Annotated in this window: 17 protein-coding genes and 5 tRNA genes; 3 read left to right on the forward strand and 19 right to left on the reverse strand. The window is 48.1% G+C overall.

Annotation, left to right across the window (positions count from 1 at the left end; genetic code table 11):
• Positions 1-76: 76 nt before the first annotated feature.
• The 9 genes from nusG to ACI0FF_RS11750 form a co-directional block, all read right to left on the reverse strand.
• Positions 77-610 (reverse strand): transcription termination/antitermination protein NusG, encoded by a 534-nt coding sequence (nusG, locus tag ACI0FF_RS11710; RefSeq protein WP_419797010.1) that lies wholly within the window; start codon positions 608-610, stop codon positions 77-79.
• Between the two features lie 10 nt (positions 611-620).
• Positions 621-809, reverse strand: coding sequence for a preprotein translocase subunit SecE (gene secE, locus ACI0FF_RS11715; protein ID WP_188667337.1), 189 nt, complete (start codon positions 807-809; stop codon positions 621-623).
• Positions 810-857: 48 nt separating this feature from the next.
• Positions 858-933, reverse strand: a tRNA-Trp gene (locus ACI0FF_RS11720).
• A 236-nt stretch (positions 934-1,169) separates the two neighbouring features.
• Entirely contained in the window at positions 1,170-1,982 is an 813-nt protein-coding gene (locus tag ACI0FF_RS11725; RefSeq protein ID WP_419797011.1) for a VanZ family protein, read from the reverse strand.
• A gap of 76 nt (positions 1,983-2,058) precedes the next feature.
• On the reverse strand, positions 2,059-2,787 hold the full coding sequence (locus ACI0FF_RS11730; RefSeq protein WP_419797012.1) for a hypothetical protein: 729 nt from the start codon (positions 2,785-2,787) through the stop codon (positions 2,059-2,061).
• Positions 2,788-2,803: 16 nt separating this feature from the next.
• Positions 2,804-3,025 (reverse strand): DUF6500 family protein, encoded by a 222-nt coding sequence (locus tag ACI0FF_RS11735; RefSeq protein WP_419797013.1) that lies wholly within the window; start codon positions 3,023-3,025, stop codon positions 2,804-2,806.
• 91 nt (positions 3,026-3,116) lie between these two features.
• The gene (tuf, locus tag ACI0FF_RS11740) at positions 3,117-4,307 is read right to left on the reverse strand and encodes an elongation factor Tu (protein WP_419797014.1); all 1,191 of its coding nucleotides are present in this window, start codon (positions 4,305-4,307) and stop codon (positions 3,117-3,119) included.
• A 57-nt stretch (positions 4,308-4,364) separates the two neighbouring features.
• Positions 4,365-4,438: transfer RNA gene (locus ACI0FF_RS11745), tRNA-Gly, on the reverse strand.
• Positions 4,439-4,508: 70 nt separating this feature from the next.
• Positions 4,509-4,593 (reverse strand) — tRNA-Tyr (locus ACI0FF_RS11750).
• A gap of 166 nt (positions 4,594-4,759) precedes the next feature.
• Here ACI0FF_RS11750 and rlmB point away from each other — a divergent pair.
• The 3 genes from rlmB to ACI0FF_RS11765 all read left to right on the forward strand — a co-directional run bounded on the left by rlmB (position 4,760) and on the right by ACI0FF_RS11765 (position 5,905).
• On the forward strand, positions 4,760-5,623 hold the full coding sequence (rlmB, locus tag ACI0FF_RS11755) for a 23S rRNA (guanosine(2251)-2'-O)-methyltransferase RlmB (RefSeq protein ID WP_419797015.1): 864 nt from the start codon (positions 4,760-4,762) through the stop codon (positions 5,621-5,623).
• A gap of 93 nt (positions 5,624-5,716) precedes the next feature.
• Positions 5,717-5,792, forward strand: a tRNA-Thr gene (locus ACI0FF_RS11760).
• A gap of 37 nt (positions 5,793-5,829) precedes the next feature.
• Positions 5,830-5,905 (forward strand) — tRNA-Thr (locus ACI0FF_RS11765).
• 521 nt (positions 5,906-6,426) lie between these two features.
• Here the strand turns inward: ACI0FF_RS11765 and ACI0FF_RS11770 are convergent.
• From ACI0FF_RS11770 to ACI0FF_RS11815, 10 genes are all read right to left on the reverse strand, one after another.
• Positions 6,427-8,574, reverse strand: coding sequence for a methyl-accepting chemotaxis protein (locus tag ACI0FF_RS11770; protein WP_419797016.1), 2,148 nt, complete (start codon positions 8,572-8,574; stop codon positions 6,427-6,429).
• A gap of 142 nt (positions 8,575-8,716) precedes the next feature.
• Complete coding sequence (locus tag ACI0FF_RS11775; protein ID WP_419797017.1) at positions 8,717-10,213, reverse strand: L-serine ammonia-lyase, iron-sulfur-dependent, subunit alpha; 1,497 nt, start codon at positions 10,211-10,213, stop codon at positions 8,717-8,719.
• Positions 10,214-10,216: 3 nt separating this feature from the next.
• Entirely contained in the window at positions 10,217-11,146 is a 930-nt protein-coding gene (locus ACI0FF_RS11780; protein WP_419797018.1) for an ornithine cyclodeaminase family protein, read from the reverse strand.
• 4 nt (positions 11,147-11,150) lie between these two features.
• Positions 11,151-12,188: a trans-3-hydroxy-L-proline dehydratase gene (locus tag ACI0FF_RS11785; protein ID WP_419797019.1), complete on the reverse strand. Its 1,038-nt coding sequence runs from the start codon at positions 12,186-12,188 to the stop codon at positions 11,151-11,153.
• A gap of 1 nt (position 12,189) precedes the next feature.
• Complete coding sequence (locus tag ACI0FF_RS11790; RefSeq protein WP_419797020.1) at positions 12,190-13,191, reverse strand: 4-hydroxyproline epimerase; 1,002 nt, start codon at positions 13,189-13,191, stop codon at positions 12,190-12,192.
• A 17-nt stretch (positions 13,192-13,208) separates the two neighbouring features.
• Positions 13,209-14,444 carry an NAD(P)/FAD-dependent oxidoreductase gene (locus ACI0FF_RS11795; protein WP_419797021.1) on the reverse strand — a complete coding sequence of 412 codons (1,236 nt, stop codon included), beginning with the start codon at positions 14,442-14,444 and terminating at the stop codon, positions 13,209-13,211.
• An 11-nt stretch (positions 14,445-14,455) separates the two neighbouring features.
• Positions 14,456-15,886, reverse strand: coding sequence for an aldehyde dehydrogenase family protein (locus ACI0FF_RS11800; RefSeq protein WP_419797022.1), 1,431 nt, complete (start codon positions 15,884-15,886; stop codon positions 14,456-14,458).
• Between the two features lie 20 nt (positions 15,887-15,906).
• Positions 15,907-16,806, reverse strand: a complete 900-nt coding sequence (locus ACI0FF_RS11805) for a dihydrodipicolinate synthase family protein (protein WP_419797023.1) — start codon at positions 16,804-16,806, stop codon at positions 15,907-15,909.
• 151 nt (positions 16,807-16,957) lie between these two features.
• On the reverse strand, positions 16,958-17,680 hold the full coding sequence (locus ACI0FF_RS11810) for an amino acid ABC transporter ATP-binding protein (RefSeq protein WP_417820329.1): 723 nt from the start codon (positions 17,678-17,680) through the stop codon (positions 16,958-16,960).
• Positions 17,677-18,339, reverse strand: a complete 663-nt coding sequence (locus tag ACI0FF_RS11815) for an amino acid ABC transporter permease (RefSeq protein ID WP_419797024.1) — start codon at positions 18,337-18,339, stop codon at positions 17,677-17,679. The genes ACI0FF_RS11810 and ACI0FF_RS11815 overlap by 4 nt, the downstream gene beginning before the upstream one ends.
• Between the last annotated feature and the right edge of the window lie 9 nt (positions 18,340-18,348).

The raw sequence follows: 18,348 nt of genomic DNA on the forward strand, positions 1-18,348 counted from the left end.
CTTCTCAAGTGGAAGCAAAACGCAGCGCCTTATACAGACGCTGCGCAAACTTGTCGAGTCAAAAACTCTAAATTCTTTAAGCTTTTTCCACCTGGTTGTATTCCAGCTCCACCGGCGTTGAACGCCCAAAGATGGAAACAGACACTTTTAGGCGGGCTTTTTCTTCGTCGACATCTTCAACAAGGCCGTTGAACGATGCAAACGGTCCATCGGTGACGCGAACTTCTTCGCCAATCTCGAAAGAAACACTTGGACGCGGACGATCAACACCTTCTTCCACCTGATGAAGAATACGATTAGCTTCTTCTTCGGTGATCGGTGCAGGCTTACCCTGTGCGCCAAGGAAATCCGTTACTTTCGCGGTATTCTTCACCATGTTCCATGTTTCGTCGGTCAGCTGCATTTTCGCCAGAACATAACCTGGGAAAAATTTGCGCTTTGCATTGACTTTGCTACCACGACGCATTTCAACGACCTCTTCGGTCGGAACGATGACTTGTTCGAAAAATTCGCTCAGGCCTTTTTTCTCAGCTTGTTCAAGAATGGATTGCGCCACCTTGTTTTCAAAACCGGAATAGGCGTGAATAACGTACCAACGTGCTTGTGCCATAGGTCTTACCTCAGTTAAAGATGGCTTTTACCGCCGTAGACAAAATCTGATCGACAAGGAAAAAGAAAATCGCAGCCAAGAAAACCATCACAAAAACCATGCCGGTCGAAACGAATGTTTCTTTGCGGGTCGGCCACGTAATTTTCTTTGCTTCCTGACGAACTTCTTGGGCAAATTTCGCCGGTCCTGACTTCGCCATGCTACCAATCCTTAATATAAAAGTGGTGACGGATACGTCTCAATAAAATGGCAGGAGTGGAGGGACTCGAACCCCCGGCACTCGGTTTTGGAGACCGATGCTCTACCAACTGAGCTACACTCCTACAGTGTCCCATTCGGGATTACTCAATCGCTTTCAAGACCGTCAAGAACTTGAAGCGGGGCTCGTTATATAACCTGCCCTGCCCCCTTGCAAGCCCTAAAAGTCGATTTTCAAAACTTTTTTCTGTCAGCTGCCATTGATTATTGCCCCACATATAAATTACATAAGCATTTCTCTCCCTACAGCTACCGATAAAACCAGATCCGCAAGAAGGAAAGCCTTGGTCGTTGATCAAAATCAATCAAAATTCAAAGATAAAATATACCCACCACTGACATAAAGCGATAATGAGAAAATCATAAACACCAGAAGATTTCGAACGAACTTCACATCAACAGACATCGCTTTAGATGATCGCAAAATGAAATAAGGCCCACAAGCAAGCACAACAGGAAGAGCACCCCAGACAGGCAACAGCCCCCCCTTATATGACCAGCAAAGGTAGATAAACAATACCACACCAATTAAAGAGACAAAGATGGCACTCCATAAAACGCGTATATCTTTGATAAAGCTCCCTTGTTCAGCACCTTCATACAGCAGCCTTATCAACCAAATTCCTGTAATGGCAGACCCTGCATTTACAATAACATCCAAATAGCCAAAATAACGTTCTGGATGAAAACCTTGCATTACTTCGTCATGTAAACCCAAAAACATTGCAAAAATTAAGCTGGCATATCGCTGAGCATATGCACTGTTTATAAACGGCTGCAGAGCCCAATAGCAAGCCAATGCAATCGCAATATATTCAGGAATATGTAGCTTTTTCACAATAAAGCGATCATCAGGCAACCAGAATAAAAAAGCCAGCACACCCACAAGTAATATCATTTGTGAAGAAAATAGACTGTGAAAATTTAAGCTTGATTTATATGCCCAAACGCCGAGCCCACTGGCAAAAACAACCGACACCGCCAGAACGATCCATTGTCCTTCCACATGTTCGGATAAGAACAGCCATACCCTCGCACCATTTTGTGCACATAACATAATTGCAACAGGAAGCAGTAATCTGACAAAAGCAAACGGTTTTTGATTAATAGTCAAGAGTCCCCCTCTGTACCGCACTTACCCAGACATCGAAAAAACCTTTGCATAGGCCTTAAACCATCCAGTTGGAAAATTATTCGACAACGACAAGCCCATTTTCCTTAACTCTGATCTTTATAGAATATTTCCCTTCTGGATCACCATAATGTTTAAACGAATAAACAAAGACACGGTCTGAAGATCTATATTCATGGTCCAGTTTCAAACCATACCCATCTTGCTGAAAAATTTCTGTTTGGACAGCACGCGATCGAGCCAACCTTTCTGCATGGTTGGCAATGTACTGTCCGGGATTTTTATCATAGGGAATTTCGGTGACGATGTACTTTCTCAACAGGGCTCCGTCTGGTTTCATAAAATCCTTATTTTCGATCCCTTGATCAACAGGAACATAAATATCAAAGACTGCATTCGTGAAAAAAACCTGACTCTGGAATCCCTTTTTTTTCGTTGTATAGACTGTATCAAAAAACTGTTTCAGTTCTGCCACTGATGGAACTCCACCCGCCTTATTCATAACTTTCAAGCGTAGCTCTTTCCAAACAACCACACCGTCTTTAAGCTCCAGTGAACCGTCCTTACCAAAACCGTTTTCCGGCGTACAGGTATGACAAACCCCGATATGGTCAAACCATTTCCCTGCAGCCTGAGAAAATATGATTCCAGCCTGCTCGTCCGGTTCGTCCCCAATAACAACATCATCCCCAACAATATTAAATTTATATATACCCGCTGCAATAATCAGCACACCAATAACACCAACAAGTGCCATAAGATTTCTTAAAAGGGCAAAAATTTTCATGTTAGGACACCTTCATTTAAAGCTTCTGCTCTATCAACTCTTTAATTTTTTGCGCTTTTTCAAAATGGTCTAATCGATGAGTTTGTATCCACCATGTTGCCACTTCCATTAAGTCCTCAGGAGTATCATTTTCATTCGCGAAGAATGCATAAAAAGACACCCCAACCTTCGGTCCTTTTTCAAGTATCTTACGTGTGCAAATATTTATAATTTTCGCTCTTAATTCTTCTCTCATCATGCCTCTTCCTTGATCCACAATCAATATCCATAGAAAAAAGGCCCCCTGCTTTTGGCAGGAGGCCTTTCTTTTTAACCTTGTGAGGAGTCGATTAGTCGAGGATCGTGGACACAACGCCCGCGCCGACTGTACGGCCACCTTCACGGATCGCAAAACGCAGACCTTCGTCCATTGCAATCGGTGTCAACAGTTCGATTTCGAACTCAACGTTATCACCAGGCATAACCATCTCGGTGCCTTCCGGCAAAGAAATAGAACCTGTTACGTCTGTTGTACGGAAGTAGAACTGCGGACGGTAGTTCGCGAAGAACGGCGTGTGACGGCCACCTTCTTCTTTTGTAAGAATGTAAGCTTCGCCTTTGAACTTTTTGTGCGGCTTGATAGAACCCGGCTTCGCCAGAACCTGACCACGCTCAACGTCGTCACGTTTTGTACCACGCAACAAAGCACCGATGTTGTCGCCAGCTTCACCGCTATCCAGCAGCTTGCGGAACATTTCAACACCTGTACAAATCGTTTTCGTGGTGTCACGGATACCAACGATTTCAATCTCGTCGTTCACGTTGATCACGCCACGCTCAACACGGCCTGTTACAACTGTACCACGACCGGAGATAGAGAACACGTCCTCGATCGGCATCAAGAACGGCAGATCTTTCGCACGTTCCGGCTGCGGGATGTATTCGTCAACAGCAGCCATCAGCTTCTGGATGGATTCTTTACCGATGTTGTCATCACGGCCTTCCAGTGCTGCCAAAGCAGAACCGGCAACAACCGGAATGTCGTCACCCGGGAATTCGTAAGAAGACAACAACTCACGGATTTCCATTTCAACCAGTTCAAGCAACTCTTCGTCGTCTACCTGGTCAACTTTGTTCATGTAAACAACCAGAGCCGGAACACCAACTTGGCGCGCCAACAGGATGTGCTCACGTGTTTGCGGCATCGGGCCGTCAGCAGCGTTAACAACCAGGATCGCGCCGTCCATTTGAGCAGCACCAGTGATCATGTTTTTAACGTAGTCGGCGTGGCCCGGGCAATCTACGTGTGCGTAGTGACGAGCTTCTGTTTCATATTCTACGTGTGCCGTAGAAATGGTGATGCCGCGTGCTTTTTCTTCCGGCGCTTTATCGATGTCAGCGTAATCAGAAAATTCTGCGCCGCCAGCTTCCGCCAATACTTTTGTGATCGCCGCTGTCAGCGTGGTTTTACCGTGGTCAACGTGGCCTACGGTACCAATGTTACAGTGCGGTTTATTACGTTCAAACTTTGCCTTAGCCATTTTCTGTCCTTGAATCTAAGTAACTAGCAAACACAAAAACGACCACGAAAGAAAATTTGGAGCGGGTGAAGGGAATCGAACCCTCGTCGTAAGCTTGGAAGGCTTCTGCTCTACCATTGAGCTACACCCGCCCTGATCGCAATTTTTCCGCGCGGTCTCTTGCAATATGGTGCCCCAGGCCTTTTAACAGTCCCTTAGCGGTGGTGGAGGGAGTTGGATTCGAACCAACGTAGGCGTAGCCAGCGGATTTACAGTCCGCCCCTTTTAGCCGCTCAGGCATCCCTCCATAGGAAGAGACCATCAATCAGCATGATGCGTGAGGGGAGGGAATATGGAAAAATATCCCCCCTGTCAACGCCAAAAGGGAAAGAAATGCCGAAAAAATAAAATTGTTTCCTTTCAGCAACGCAACGCGTATCAATTTTACAGTTTTCAGTTCTCGGTATGGGTCAATGAGCAAACAAAAGAAAAGTCGCGCAACGCCTGCGAAACGCAAAAACTTCTCAAAAGGAAAAAATACGGATGGAATCGTAAAACATCCGTCTGAGCGTGGATCTGTTCCGACGCAAAAAGGTCCACCGTGGCTTTATGGTCGCCATGCCGTTATTGCAGCCCTGTCCAACCCGAAACGCAATTGCCTGCGACTGGTTGCCAGTGACGATTTCTTAAAAGCGCATGGCGATGAGTTACGCACCGCCCTCGCCGCTACAGAACGCAAACGACCAGAAACCGAAATTTTAACACGTCAGGAAATTGAAGAGCTTATCGTATCCGGGGTTCATCAAGGGATCGCCTTACAGCTTGATCCCCTGCCCCGTACCACATTAGAAGACATCTTGCCGGATTTGGCGGAACGCGACAGCGCCGTCATCGTTGCCTTGGATCAGGCCACCGACCCGCAAAACATCGGGGCGATTTTACGTTCTGCCGCCGCCTTTGGCGCACAGGGCGTTATCATCCCCGATAAAAACGCACCGGAAGTCACAGCCGCAATGGCCAAAGCCGCTTGCGGGGCCTTAGAACGTCTTCCCTTCATCCGCGTGACCAATTTATCGCGCAGCCTTGATCAATTAAAAGAAGAAGGTTTCTGGTCCGTCGGTCTGGATGGATATGCCGAAACCACTTTGTCGAAAATCGATTTAAAAGGCAAAACCGTCCTTGTGATGGGCTCGGAAGGAACGGGCTTGCGCCGACTGACGCGAGAAAAATGTGATTTCCTTGCAAAAATCCCGATTTCCCAAGCCGTTGAAAGCCTGAACCTGTCCAACGCAACGGCAGTTTCCCTCTATGAAATCGCCCGTCAAAAGGAAGGTTGAAAAAAAATGTCAAAAAGTGAAAAAACTTTCTTGCATAACGTAAAGGGCTGAGTTAAGTTCCGCCCGCTCTCAAGGAGAGAGCAATTGGAATATGCCTCTATAGCTCAGTTGGTAGAGCAACTGATTTGTAATCAGTAGGTCCGCGGTTCGAGTCCGTGTGGGGGCACCATTCCACTCTCCAAAAGAACAAAGCACACATACTTTATGCCTCTATAGCTCAGTTGGTAGAGCAACTGATTTGTAATCAGTAGGTCCGCGGTTCGAGTCCGTGTGGGGGCACCAGAATTTTAACCCGCTAATTCAATGTGTTAGCGGGTTTTTCTATGGGCAAACCAAAAGCAAGGTGAAATACCCTATCCAATGACTGTCCTATTTTCTATTAAACGGACGACTCAAGTTTTCAAAGAAAATTGTCAAAGAAAAAAACGGGGACCAAAGTCCCCGCCGAGAATACCACCCGTAGCTACGATGCACCTGTTGAACAGACCCCCAAGCTGACGTCCGAACCGTCACGGATGCGAAATTCTCAGAACAATATAACACAAGCAAATGAGGTTGTCATGCCCCGTAAAACATGCATACCTGTGCGATAAGAGCTGACAGAACTGGATAATCCAAACATCAACCCGAACTTTTCCCTTGCCCCTACACACGAGATCGCAGCGGGACGGCGAGTTCTACCCAAATCCCAAAGTTGTCATACAAATAGCCAATAACAAGGTAATAATCACTGGTCCTGAGTCTAATCGCTAACCCTCAATTCCATTCCGACAAACAAACTTTCAGGTTGTCTTCAATTAAATTTACCCCTCACCCTTATTCGAGGCATTGCGAATGCTGCTGACGAAGGCATCGATTTCGTTGCCTAGGACGGTGAAGGAATGGGCGAGTTCGCCGATGGCACTATGCATATCTTCAACAGAGGCATTCGTTTCTTCGGAATGTTGCGTTAAATCTTCCATATAGTCGGAAATATGCTGGGTACCGCTGGAGGCTTCGCCAACGCTTTGATTAATGTCGTCGATGGATGTGTTTTGTTCTTCGGTTGCAGAAGCAATCCCGACCGAGGCATTTTGAACCTCAAAAACCTTATCTGAAATGTCTTTTAAGGCTTCGATCACCAGTTCAGTTTCGCTGTTGATTTGAGAAATTTTTTCACTCACGCCTTCGGTTGCATTGGCCGTCTGCATAGCAAGCCCTTTGACTTCGGATGCCACCACGGAAAAACCTTTTCCGGCTTCGCCAGCGCGGGCTGCCTCAATCGTGGCATTCAGTGATAATAAATTGGTCTGTTCTGCGATATTTTGAATAAGTTCGACAATATCGCCAATACTTTCAACCGATTGGGATAGACCTTCCACAACCTGCATCGCCCCGCTGACCGCCTCGCTCGCGTCTTTGGTTGTATGGGTGGCCTTGTCCATTTCGTGTGCGATTTCCAACGAGGATTCTTTTAACTGCTGTGTGGCAGAGGCAACGGTTGAGACATTCAAGGAGGTGGTTTGCGCAAAGCTTTGTACATCCTGCGCTTTTGTGCGTGTCGCCTGAGAGGTTTGCGCCATTTCCGAAGAATTGGATTTCAACATCTCAATCACCGTATTCATTTGTTGAATTGCTTCGCCTGTTCGTTGTTCCAATCCGTCGGCGATTTCCATCATCGCCTGCATTTTATCGGCTTCGCTCCGGATACGTTCAGCCTCCTGAGACTGTCGTAGATGGACCGCTTCTTTCTCGTTATTTTTAAAGACCTCGACCGCATGAGCCATGCTGCCAATTTCATCACTACGCGACAACGCAGGCGTTTCCTGTTCCAGATCACCATTGGCAATATTCATCATCGCCTGTGTAATTTTCTGCAAAGGCGAGACAATGGAGCGGCTGGCATACATCCCCACGGCCCCGATCAAGACAAACAACGCGGCAGACGTGATTAAAATCCGATTGCTCAAATCATGGGCAGGTTTTAGGATTTCATCCATTTCCTGCTCGCTCAGCACGAACCAGACCTTATCGAAGAAAGAAACCGTTTGCGCCGCGTACAATGTTTTTCGACCGTCTTCTGAAACTGAAACATCGGTTGCAAATTTTTGAGATTTGGCAGCGCCAAGAACGGATAAGTTCTGCTTGCTCTGCGCCGGTCCTGCGCTCGTTCCGCGCAACAGACCATCATTGCCGACCAACATCATACGCCCGGTATCACCAAGCCCGGAACGATTGTCTAAAATCGCGTTGATACCGCGATCTGGCACTTGCAAAACAATCACACCTTCGAGGTTACCGTCCTGTGCAAAAATACCCCGTCCGGCAAAGGCTGCTTTTTGCCCGGCCAAGGAAGGGTAAGAAAAATAATCAGCCGCCAGAACAAGGTCTGTTTTTTTCTCGTCAATCAAGGTTTGCACCAAGGTTTTCAGCGGGCTGTCCGGTTCATCCTTTTTAATAATTTTCGAGGCAAAATCATCGCGCTTGTTCACCGAATAAATCATGTTGCCCTTTAAATCGAACAGCATCAATTCCGGGTAGCCATAGCTTTCAATCAGAGAACGAAAATAAGGGTGATTTTGTTTATGCTGTTGCCCGTAAAAGGAAAAATCATCTTCACCATCGTAAGCCTTGCGATCCTCTGGTGTCGGGTTGTTTGTGATATATTTTTTGCGCAAACCGGACCGGCCGGACGACCCAAACCCCATTGTAAAACTCACAACCCCCTTAATGATCGAAGGGGTTTGACCCAACAGATTCAGGTCCGTTTTCAGGCGTTGGAATATCTCGTTAATTTGTGTGGCACGCGAGGCCGTCAAGGCCTCCAACCGCGTTTTTGAAGACTCTTCCAAAATGGAACTGCCACTTAAAACCGATGAAATACCAATTGCCAACGTGCTCAACAACGCCGCCCCAATCACCAGACTGGGGATCTTTTTTGATAGAGTGAAAAAACCAACACCCGTTTGCATAACCTATCCTCACTACGACTTTTTACCTTTTTTCAGGCAAAACGGATCCATTGACACAGCGCATGTTCGCGTGCCTTCCCATAAAAATCATGGTGCGGTTGGTTTCTTCCTCGTTTTCAAACTGGAAAGAAACGCCCGTTCCTTAGTTGTTCATTTGTTTAAAAATCTTTTGTCCCGTTGGGGTCATCGCCAGACCACCCTTGCCGGTACAACGCAATTCACACGGGATGGATTGTCCAACCTGATGCATGGCAATGATGACTTCATCCAATGGAATTAACGGATCAAACCCGGCCATCGCCATATTGGCCGCTGACAGGGCATTACCAGCCATCAAAACGTTTTTACCCAGACAGGGGGCTTCCACCCGATTTGCCACCGGATCACAAACCAGGCCGAATGTATTTTGCAGCGCCATGGATGCCGCCCCGATAGATTGATCCAACGTGCCGTCAAACAAGGTGACAAGAGCAGCTGCCGCCATACCGGATCCGGACCCGGTTTCTGCCTGACACCCGCCAATTTCTGCCGAAAACGTTGCCATATGGGCGATAAAAACGCCGATCAATCCTGCCGCCAACATGGCTTTGACCTTTTGGTCTTCGCCCATATTCAGCGCATTGGCAACGCCCAGGCACGTCCCCGGTAAGGTCCCGCATGACCCGGCAGTCGGTGCGGCAACAATCACCCCCATCGAACTTTTTACATCCATCAAGGCCGTCACTGCCAGAATGACATCATTATGCAGACCAAGGTTCAGGAAGTTGTTCGCCCCGGTTTTTTCTTTATATTTTGGGGCTTGTGCCGGATAAATCCGATCTTCATAGGTGGTACCCTTGATCCCCTGATCAATAGAATGATCAAGGATACGAACAATATCGCGCATTTTTTCAAAAACAGTCTCTTCACTGATATTGCCGCGCGCACTTTCATATTTCAGTGCCAATTCCCATAAGCTGAGATTCTTATCCGCATTAAAGGCCAGCATGGATGTCGTATCAACAAAGGGAACCGTCATGGCCTTGCGTGCCCCAATAGGTAAAACCGGGGCCATTGTGCGTACCTCAATTCCATCAGGAACCTTGACAAAATCTTGGCCTTTGACTTGGATCACCCCTTGGCGTTTCAAGACATAATCTGCATTTTGCCCATCAACCAATGTTTCATCTTCGCTGAAAATCAGGGTTTCGTGATAATCCCCAAACATAGAAAGTTTGATGCCATTGATCTCAATCACTTCGATCATGCCGCCACCTGTGGAAATGGCGATCATGCAGACTTTGTCCACATCACTTTCCAAGGTCAGCTTATAGGTATTTTCGTGTGTCGCCCCATAATCGGTAATACGGATTTCAACCGAACATCCGCTTTCTTCCAGATACCGCCCGGCTTCTGTCATACGCTCATCGGTGACATCCCACCCCATCAAGGCGGTAAACAATCCCATATCGGAACCTTGACTTTCATGGGTCGGTTCCAACGATCCATTTGGATCATATTCAATGAGGACTGTATGGAAATTGCCGTTCATATAATCACGTGCCAAGGCACCAATCCGATGGGCTGCGGCAACATGAGAACTGGACGCCCCGCGCATCACAGGGCCAATGGCATCGTTAAATATGCTGGGATAATGCATCGCTTAACCTTTCGCCGTTTTTTGGATATAAAGCGCGGTCATTAAATCAAGATGCGCCCCGCCACCGTTTTTAAACAAGGTAATTTCATCATCCGATATACGACCCGCTGCGCCATTACACAGATCATAAAAATCAGCAATGATATCGTTTTCGCCAATGACACCGCGTTCAATCGGAATACACAATTCTCCAATATCATGGATCGTGGTTTCACGAGCATCAACGAATAAGCGGGATTTGGTTAATAGGTTATCCTGTGCTTCGCGCATATCGGGGCGGTAGGCACCAATCAGGTCCACATGGGTACCCGGTTTAAACCAATCCCCGTTTAAAAACGGTTCAATCGTCATGGTCGCACTGGAGACGATATCTGAACTCTCTATCGCTTCAGGTAAGTTTTCAATGGCAATAACACCCTTTTCATCCGCCAGCTTTTGTGCTTTTTCAAAGGTGCGGTTCCACAACTGAATTTTTTCCAAACCGGGAAAGACTTCGCGATAGGCATCAATCAAGGACGCGGCAACCGCACCGGCTCCAACCACGGTTAAAACCTTGCTATCCTTGCGGGCCAATAGGCGTGCACCCAAGATGGAATCCCCTGCCGTTTTCCATTTCGTCACCAATGTTCCATCAATCAAGGCTGTTGGGACACCGGTTTGATCGTCAAACAGACTAAACACCGCATGAATACTGGGCAGAACCGGATCACGTTTCAGGTTTTCAGGGAAAATCGTTGCTGTTTTAACACCAATGCCAGCCCCCTTGATCCATGCAGCACGGTTCAACATGGCATCGTCCCCATGTTTAAACAGGATATCATCAATGTCGGCACGTTCATGCTGTTTATGCCCATTGATCATGGCATCGCTGACATCCATCCAGCTTAAATTATGTTCGACATCACTTGCCTGCAAAAAAGGGATCGTGCTCATTTTCTTATTTACCTTTCAACATGGGCCACGTGTCACCGATCCGGTAGCCACCCGGCCAAGGGTCCGTGGGGTCCAGCATGTGTTGATATGTGCCCGTAATCCAGCCACGGCCGGATAATTCAGGGACAATCGCGTCTTTTTCGCCAACCTTGGTCGTTTTAACGATCCGTCCGTCAAAACGTGAATTGATAACAGAACGCGCAATATAACGTTCACCAACTTCCATCAGACCCCGCGCATGCAACACCGCCATACGGGCCGACACCCCGGTTCCGGTCGGGGAACGGTCCAACTTACCGGGTTGGATCACAACAGTATTTTTTACAGATTTAATTCCGTCTTCCTCAATCATCGGGGCATGGATTTGACAGAAGGAACAATGTCTCCAGTCTGGGTTTGTCGGATGATAAAAACCCAATTGTTCATTCGCTGCATTGGTGATTTTAATCCCAATTTCCGCTAAATCGCGGGCTTCATCGGGGGTAATGGCAAATCCCAGTTCCTGGGCATTCGCCATAACAAAACTGTCCCCGCCAAAGGCCGTATCCACCGTAATCGTGCCCACTCCGGCAACTTCCAGCGTGGCATCCAGTTTATCTGCGAAGGAAGGAACGTTTTGAACCGTTACCTTTTCAACCTTACCGTCTTTGCAGCTTGCGATGACTTCAACCAAACCACCGGGGGCTTCCAACGTCATTTTGGTTTCTGGTTCTGTCATGGGTAGAATACCTGTTTCCAACAAAACCGTGGATACACAGATGGAATTGGACCCGGACATCGGTGGCGTATCTTCGGGCTCCATAATGATCCAGCCCATTTGCGCCTTGGGGTTCTTGGGTGGCACCAACAGGTTGACATGACGAAAGACCCCGCCGCGTGGCTCGTTCAGGACAAAATTGCGCAAGGTTTCATCCTTGGCAATAAAACGCGATTGCTCCCACAACGTATCGCCGGGTGGCGGGGCAACACCGCCGACAATAACATCGCCAACTTCACCCTCAGCATGACAGCCAACGATATGAATGATTTTATTTGATCTCATTTTATTTCACCACAAACCCATGTGCATAAGGATCACGATCATCAATATAGATCGTATTCGTGCCTGTCATCCGCGCCCAGCCTGCAATTGATGGGATAATTGCCTCATAATCGCCGACTTTTGTCGCGCCTTCGACACGTCCTTTAAACAAGGATCCAATAATGCTTTCGTGGATAAAATCGTCATCCACATTCAATTTACCAAGGGCTGCCCATTGTGCCATGCGCGAGGATGTGCCCGTCCCACATGGGGAACGATCAATCGCTTTATCCCCATAAAAGACCGCATTTCGTGCCGTGGCTTCTGGGTGGGTTGTGTTGCCTGTCCACAAGATATGGCTCAAGCCTTGAATTTCAGGTTTTTCAGGATGGATAAATTCATACTTTTCATTTAAGGCAGCGCGCAGTTTGGGGCTGAACCCAACCAGTTCCCCGGCGGTAAAATCCGCCATATCCTGAAAATTGCTTTGTGCGTCGACAATGGCATAGAAGTTTCCACCATAGGCCACATCAACAAAAATATCGCCCAGTCCATCAACTTCCGCGCTTAACCCTTGTTTATAAAGGAAAGAAGGAACATTCGTCAGGCGTACTTCTTCCACATATTCACCCACCTGATTATATTCAGCAACCACCTTGCCCGCCGGAGTGTCTAAATTCAAAACACCCGGTGTTTTGGGTTTTACAAGGCCGTTTTCAATCGCCATCGTCACCGTCCCGATGGTGCCATGCCCACACATGGGCAAACAGCCTGATGTTTCAATATATAGAACAGCAACATCACAATCTTCACGGGTCGGTGGATACAGGATCGAACCGGACATCATGTCGTGCCCGCGTGGTTCAAACATCAATCCGGTACGGATCCAGTCATATTCCGCCAAGAAATGTGCCCGTTTTTCCAGCATTGTGGCCCCTTGTAAGTCAGGACCACCACCAGCCACCAGACGAACCGGATTGCCACAGGTATGACCGTCGATACAGAAGAAAGTATGTTTTGCCATTTCTTTTTATTCCTTATTTAAAAACGGTTCGCACGTAGCGCCGTTATATCAATGGACGTTTTCTTATTATTGATCAGTTCCCAGACAAGTTGCCCCGTTGCACTGGATTGGGTCAGCCCCAAATGCCCGTGCCCGAAAGCATAAATAATATCATCACTTGCCGATGAATGACCGATCACAGGCAAGGTATCGGGGATCGCTGGACGAGCGCCCATCCACTCTTCCCCGTCTTGCGGTTTTAAGGCTGGTAATAATTTTTTCGCTTTTGCCAGCATGGTTCTGGACCGTTTATAATTGGGGTCCCGCCCCAATTTTGCAATTTCAGATGCACCGCCGACACGTACACCGTTTTCCAGCGGCACAACAACAAAGCCATGCTCACTAAAGACCAGCGTATGATCCAGATCGGACCATGCCGCTTTGGGCAATGTCGTATTATAACCACGTTCCCCGATCAGTGGCACAGGATCGCCCAGTTGACCACTGAGTTGCGCAGACCACGGGCCAGCAGCAATCACAATTTTACGAGCTTCCAAACGATCCCCGTTGGCCATCGTCACATTGCCTTTTGCAACCGATCGCACCTCACCATAAACCGTTTTTAGACCCTTTTCACTCAGCACCCGGTGCAGGGCGAGGCAAAAATCATGCGGATCAGATACAGACTGCCAAGTTGACGCAAAAATCCCGGCAACAAAAGACGGTGCAAGACCGGGTTGGAATTGATGCAAGGCCGCATCTTCATAACATTCAAAAGCAATATTATGCTGCTTTCTGAATTCCCAGTTTTTCAGATCATTTTGATAGGCCGATTTGTTTTCATACAGATGCAACGCACCGTTTGTGCGCACCATAGATGACAGGCCACACCGTTCCAGCATCAAGGCAAAACTATCTTTGCCCAGATGCATCAATGACGCCTGCACATCTATACTGCGTTTAAATTGTCCGGGGCGCGCTGCTTTCAGAAAACGTAACAACCACCCCATTGTGTGGGGAAGATCCTGTGGCACCACGGCAAAGGGGCCGACAGGATCCAAAAACCACTTAATTGCTTTTTTAACAATACCGGGGGAAGCCAAAGGCATAATATCGGAAAACGCCAATCCTGCCGCATTACCGCGTGAGGCGCCTGCTGCGATTTCTTCACGTTCAACCAAGGTCACAGAATGGCCTTCATGCACCAGTTTTTCCGCAATCGCCAATCCGACGATCCCTGCGCCGATAACGATAATGTCCTCTGACTTCCCCATGATATGTGTCCTTAAGCTTGAGTATAAGACGTTTTAACGGTGGTGTAGAACTCAACCGCGTAGCGACCTTGTTCACGCGAGCCGTAGCTGGACCCTTTGGTCCCGCCAAATGGGACGTGATAATCCACACCCGCTGTCGGTAGATTGACCATCACCATACCCGCCTTGGAACGTGCCTTAAAATCGCTGGCATATTTCAGGGATGTTGTACAAATTCCGGCGGACAGACCGAATTCCGTATCGTTGGCGATTAACAGTGCCTCGTCATAATCTTTGGCCTTGATCACAGTTGCGAGCGGGCCGAAGACTTCTTCGCGGTTGATGCGCATGTCATTGGTGGTATCAACAAACAATGCCGGGGCCATAAAATGCCCTTTGCCATCGATTTTTTCACCGCCACACGCCAGTTTTGCACCTTCCGCCTTGGCAATTTCGACATATTCAAGGTCTTTTGCCAATTGGCGTTCATCAATGACCGGACCAATTTGCGTGGCACTGTCACGGGCATCACCGACTTTCAAGCCACTGACAGCCTTGCTAAGCGCCGCGACGAAATCATCGTAAATACCTTGCGTCACAATCAATCGACTGGAGGCTGTACACCGTTGCCCGGTGGAGAAAAACGCCCCGTTCAGACATGCACCGACAGCCACATCAAGATCAGCATCATCCAGAACGACCATCGGGTTTTTGCCACCCATTTCCAACTGAACTTTTTTCAAGTTTTTGGCGCAGGCTTGTGCAACAGAACGACCTGTTTGTACGGAACCCGTAAAGGAAACAGCCGCGACCTTGGGATGGTCAATCATAACCGGGCCAATTTCAGAACCACGACCATTTACAAGATTAAACACACCTGTAGGCAGACCGGAACGATGAATGATATCAGCCAAGGCCCAGGCACTGCCCGGTACGACTTCGGCAGCCTTCAAAACAACCGCATTGCCGTAACACAAGGCCGGGGCCGCTTTCCACGCCGGAATGGCGATGGGGAAATTCCACGGTGTGATCAAACCGATAACACCAACGGCTTCGCGGCGCATATCCACTTCGACACCGGGACGAACAGAATCAAGTCGTTCCCCCGGTATGCGCAACGCTTCCCCGGCAAAGAATTTAAAGATTTGTCCGGCACGGGCAACCTCGCCGATCCCTTCCGGCAATGTCTTGCCTTCTTCACGCGCCAGTAATTCACCCAGTTCTTCTTTACGGGCAAGAATTTCTGTTGCAATTGTATCCAGCACATCAAATCGCTGTTGCGGGGTTGAAGTCCCCCACCCGGCTTGTGCCGTATGGGCCGCTTCAATCGCAGTGTTCATTTCATCAGCTGTCGCACTGGCGGCATCACCGATGATATCATTTGTATCGGACGGATTGACGTTGGGGACACTGTTGGTCCCCATCGTCCATTCCCCACCGATCAAGTTGGGAAAAGTAGTCATTATAAAAAACGTCCCTTTGCTTAGAGTGCGTATTTAGACAAGTCCGGGCGGCAAGCGATTTGGTCACGGATGATTTTTTCAACACGTGCGCGGTGCTCGCCTTTCAGGATTTGACGCGGCGGACGTACATATTCCGTAGAACCTACAGAAATCGCTTCAGCCAGCTTAATTTGCTGAACAAGGAACGTCGAAACGTCCAGATCCAGAAGAGGGCGTAACCAACGATAGATCTCACGCGCTTCTTCCGTACGACCGGCACGCACCAGATCATAGATACGCTGATTTTCTTTCGGGAAAGCAATAGAAACGCCGGAAACCCAGCCATCTGCGCCCATCAACAAGGCTTCCAAACCAAGGTTGTCCACACCTGTCAGAATTTTAAAACGATCACCACAAACATTGATAATTTCCGTCAAACGGCGGATATCGTCAGAACTTTCCTTAACGGCAACCATACGGTCATCATCCGCCAGTTCCATCATCATTTCCGGTGTTACATCCACACGGTAAGCGACGCGGTTTGAATAGATCATCACCGGCAAATCACCGGCAGAAGAAATTGCTTTCAGGTTTGTGATCGTCTCGTCACGATCAGTGTGATAGATCGGGCTCGGTACAATCATCAGGCCATCCGCACCAGCTTTACGGCCCATTTGCGCAAGATCACACGCTTCGCGGGTACCCGCTTCGCTAACTGTCAATAAGACGGGCTTATTGCCGCAAGCCGATTTTGCAATTTTTACCGTTTCAATGCGTTCCTCGTGGGACAGCATATTGCCTTCGCCCAATGTCCCGCACACAATAACGCCTGCATTGCCTGCATCCATCTGCAAACCAACGCAACGTTCCATTTCTGCGGCGTCAATCGCACCGTCTGCTGTAAATTTCGTTGTGACAGCAGGCATCATTCCATTCCACATGGTTCTCAATCCTTCCAAAGATAAGTATATGATTTCATTATTTTTTATTAGGGCATGGCGTGATCAATCACTATCACTCGCCATGCTCTAATCTATTCAATCGACGCAACTTGCATCGTCGCAATCCCAACTGGATTGCTATAGTCTCGTCTTAACGGACGTTTGCGAGGAACTTACGTGTATGTTCACTCTGGGCTTCACCGAAAATTTGTTCCGGCGGGCCGATTTCTTCCATAATCCCTTGATGGAAATAGGCAACACGGTCAGACACATCACGGGCAAACCCCATTTCATGCGTGACACAAATCATGGTCATGCCTTCTTCTGCCAACATGCGCATGGTTTCCAGAACCTCACCGACCAGTTCCGGGTCAAGTGCGGACGTTGCTTCGTCAAACAACATATATTCCGGTTCCATCGCCAAAGCGCGTGCGATTGCCAAACGTTGCTGCTGACCACCAGACAATGAATTGGGATAAACATCCAGCTTGTCCCCCAACCCAACGTGTTTGAGTTGTTTAGCAGCAATTTCCAAAGCATCTGTTTTGGAATGTTTTTTCACAATCTGCGGCGCCAGGGCCACATTTTCAAGGGCGGTCAAATGCGGGAAAGAGTTCCATTGCTGGAAAACCATCCCCAGATTTTGGCGTAGTTTGTTGACATCGGTTCCTTTGGCATGCACATCGACACCATCCACAATAACCGCACCTTTCTGAATTTCTTCCAGACCATTGATACAGTAGAGCAACGTCGATTTCCCGGAACCGGAAGACCCGATCACGCTCAGAACTTCACCTTTTGCAACATTCAGGTCGATGCCCTTGAGGACGTGCAAATCCCCGAAATATTTGTGGAGTCCTTTGATCTCGATCATGACGCCCACCTTTCTTCTAATTTCTGTGAATATTTAGACAACGGATAGGAAAGTGCGAAGTAAAACGCACCGGCCACTGCCAAAATGATAAATGGTTCTTGTGTTCGTGTGATCAGAATTTGTGACGCACGCAGCAATTCCACATAGCCCAGTACAGAGACCAAGGCGCTATCTTTCATAACCCCAAGGGCAACACCGACCCACGCCGGGAAAACAGCACGCAATCCAATTGGCCACACGACATAGCGCATATCCTGCCAATAACTCATACCCAAGGAACGTGCGGCGCGGCGCATCGGCTTACCGACAGCTTCGATCCCACCACGCGCAACCTGTGCAACCAGTGAAGCCGTATAGAGACTTAAAACAAACGTCCCTGCAGCAAACGGTTCCAGCGGCCACCCCATAATCGGGAAGAAGTTGAAGAACAAAACCAGTTGGATCAAAAGCGGCACACTTCTGAAGATATCCAGAACCGTCCCCAGCAGAGCGCGAACAACCCAGTTCCCACTTTGCAACATCCAACCAAAAATTATACCAAACACAGTTCCGGTCGAAATCGACAAAACGGAAATCAGAAGCGTTTGTCCCGCAGCTTCCGCCATGAACAAAAGATCATGAGGCTGAAAACCGCTAAAGAATGACATATTATTACTCATCTAATTCGC

Source organism: Terasakiella sp. 4MB5A (genome assembly GCF_050058155.1).
Taxonomy (GTDB): domain Bacteria; phylum Pseudomonadota; class Alphaproteobacteria; order Rhodospirillales; family Terasakiellaceae; genus Terasakiella; species Terasakiella halodenitrificans.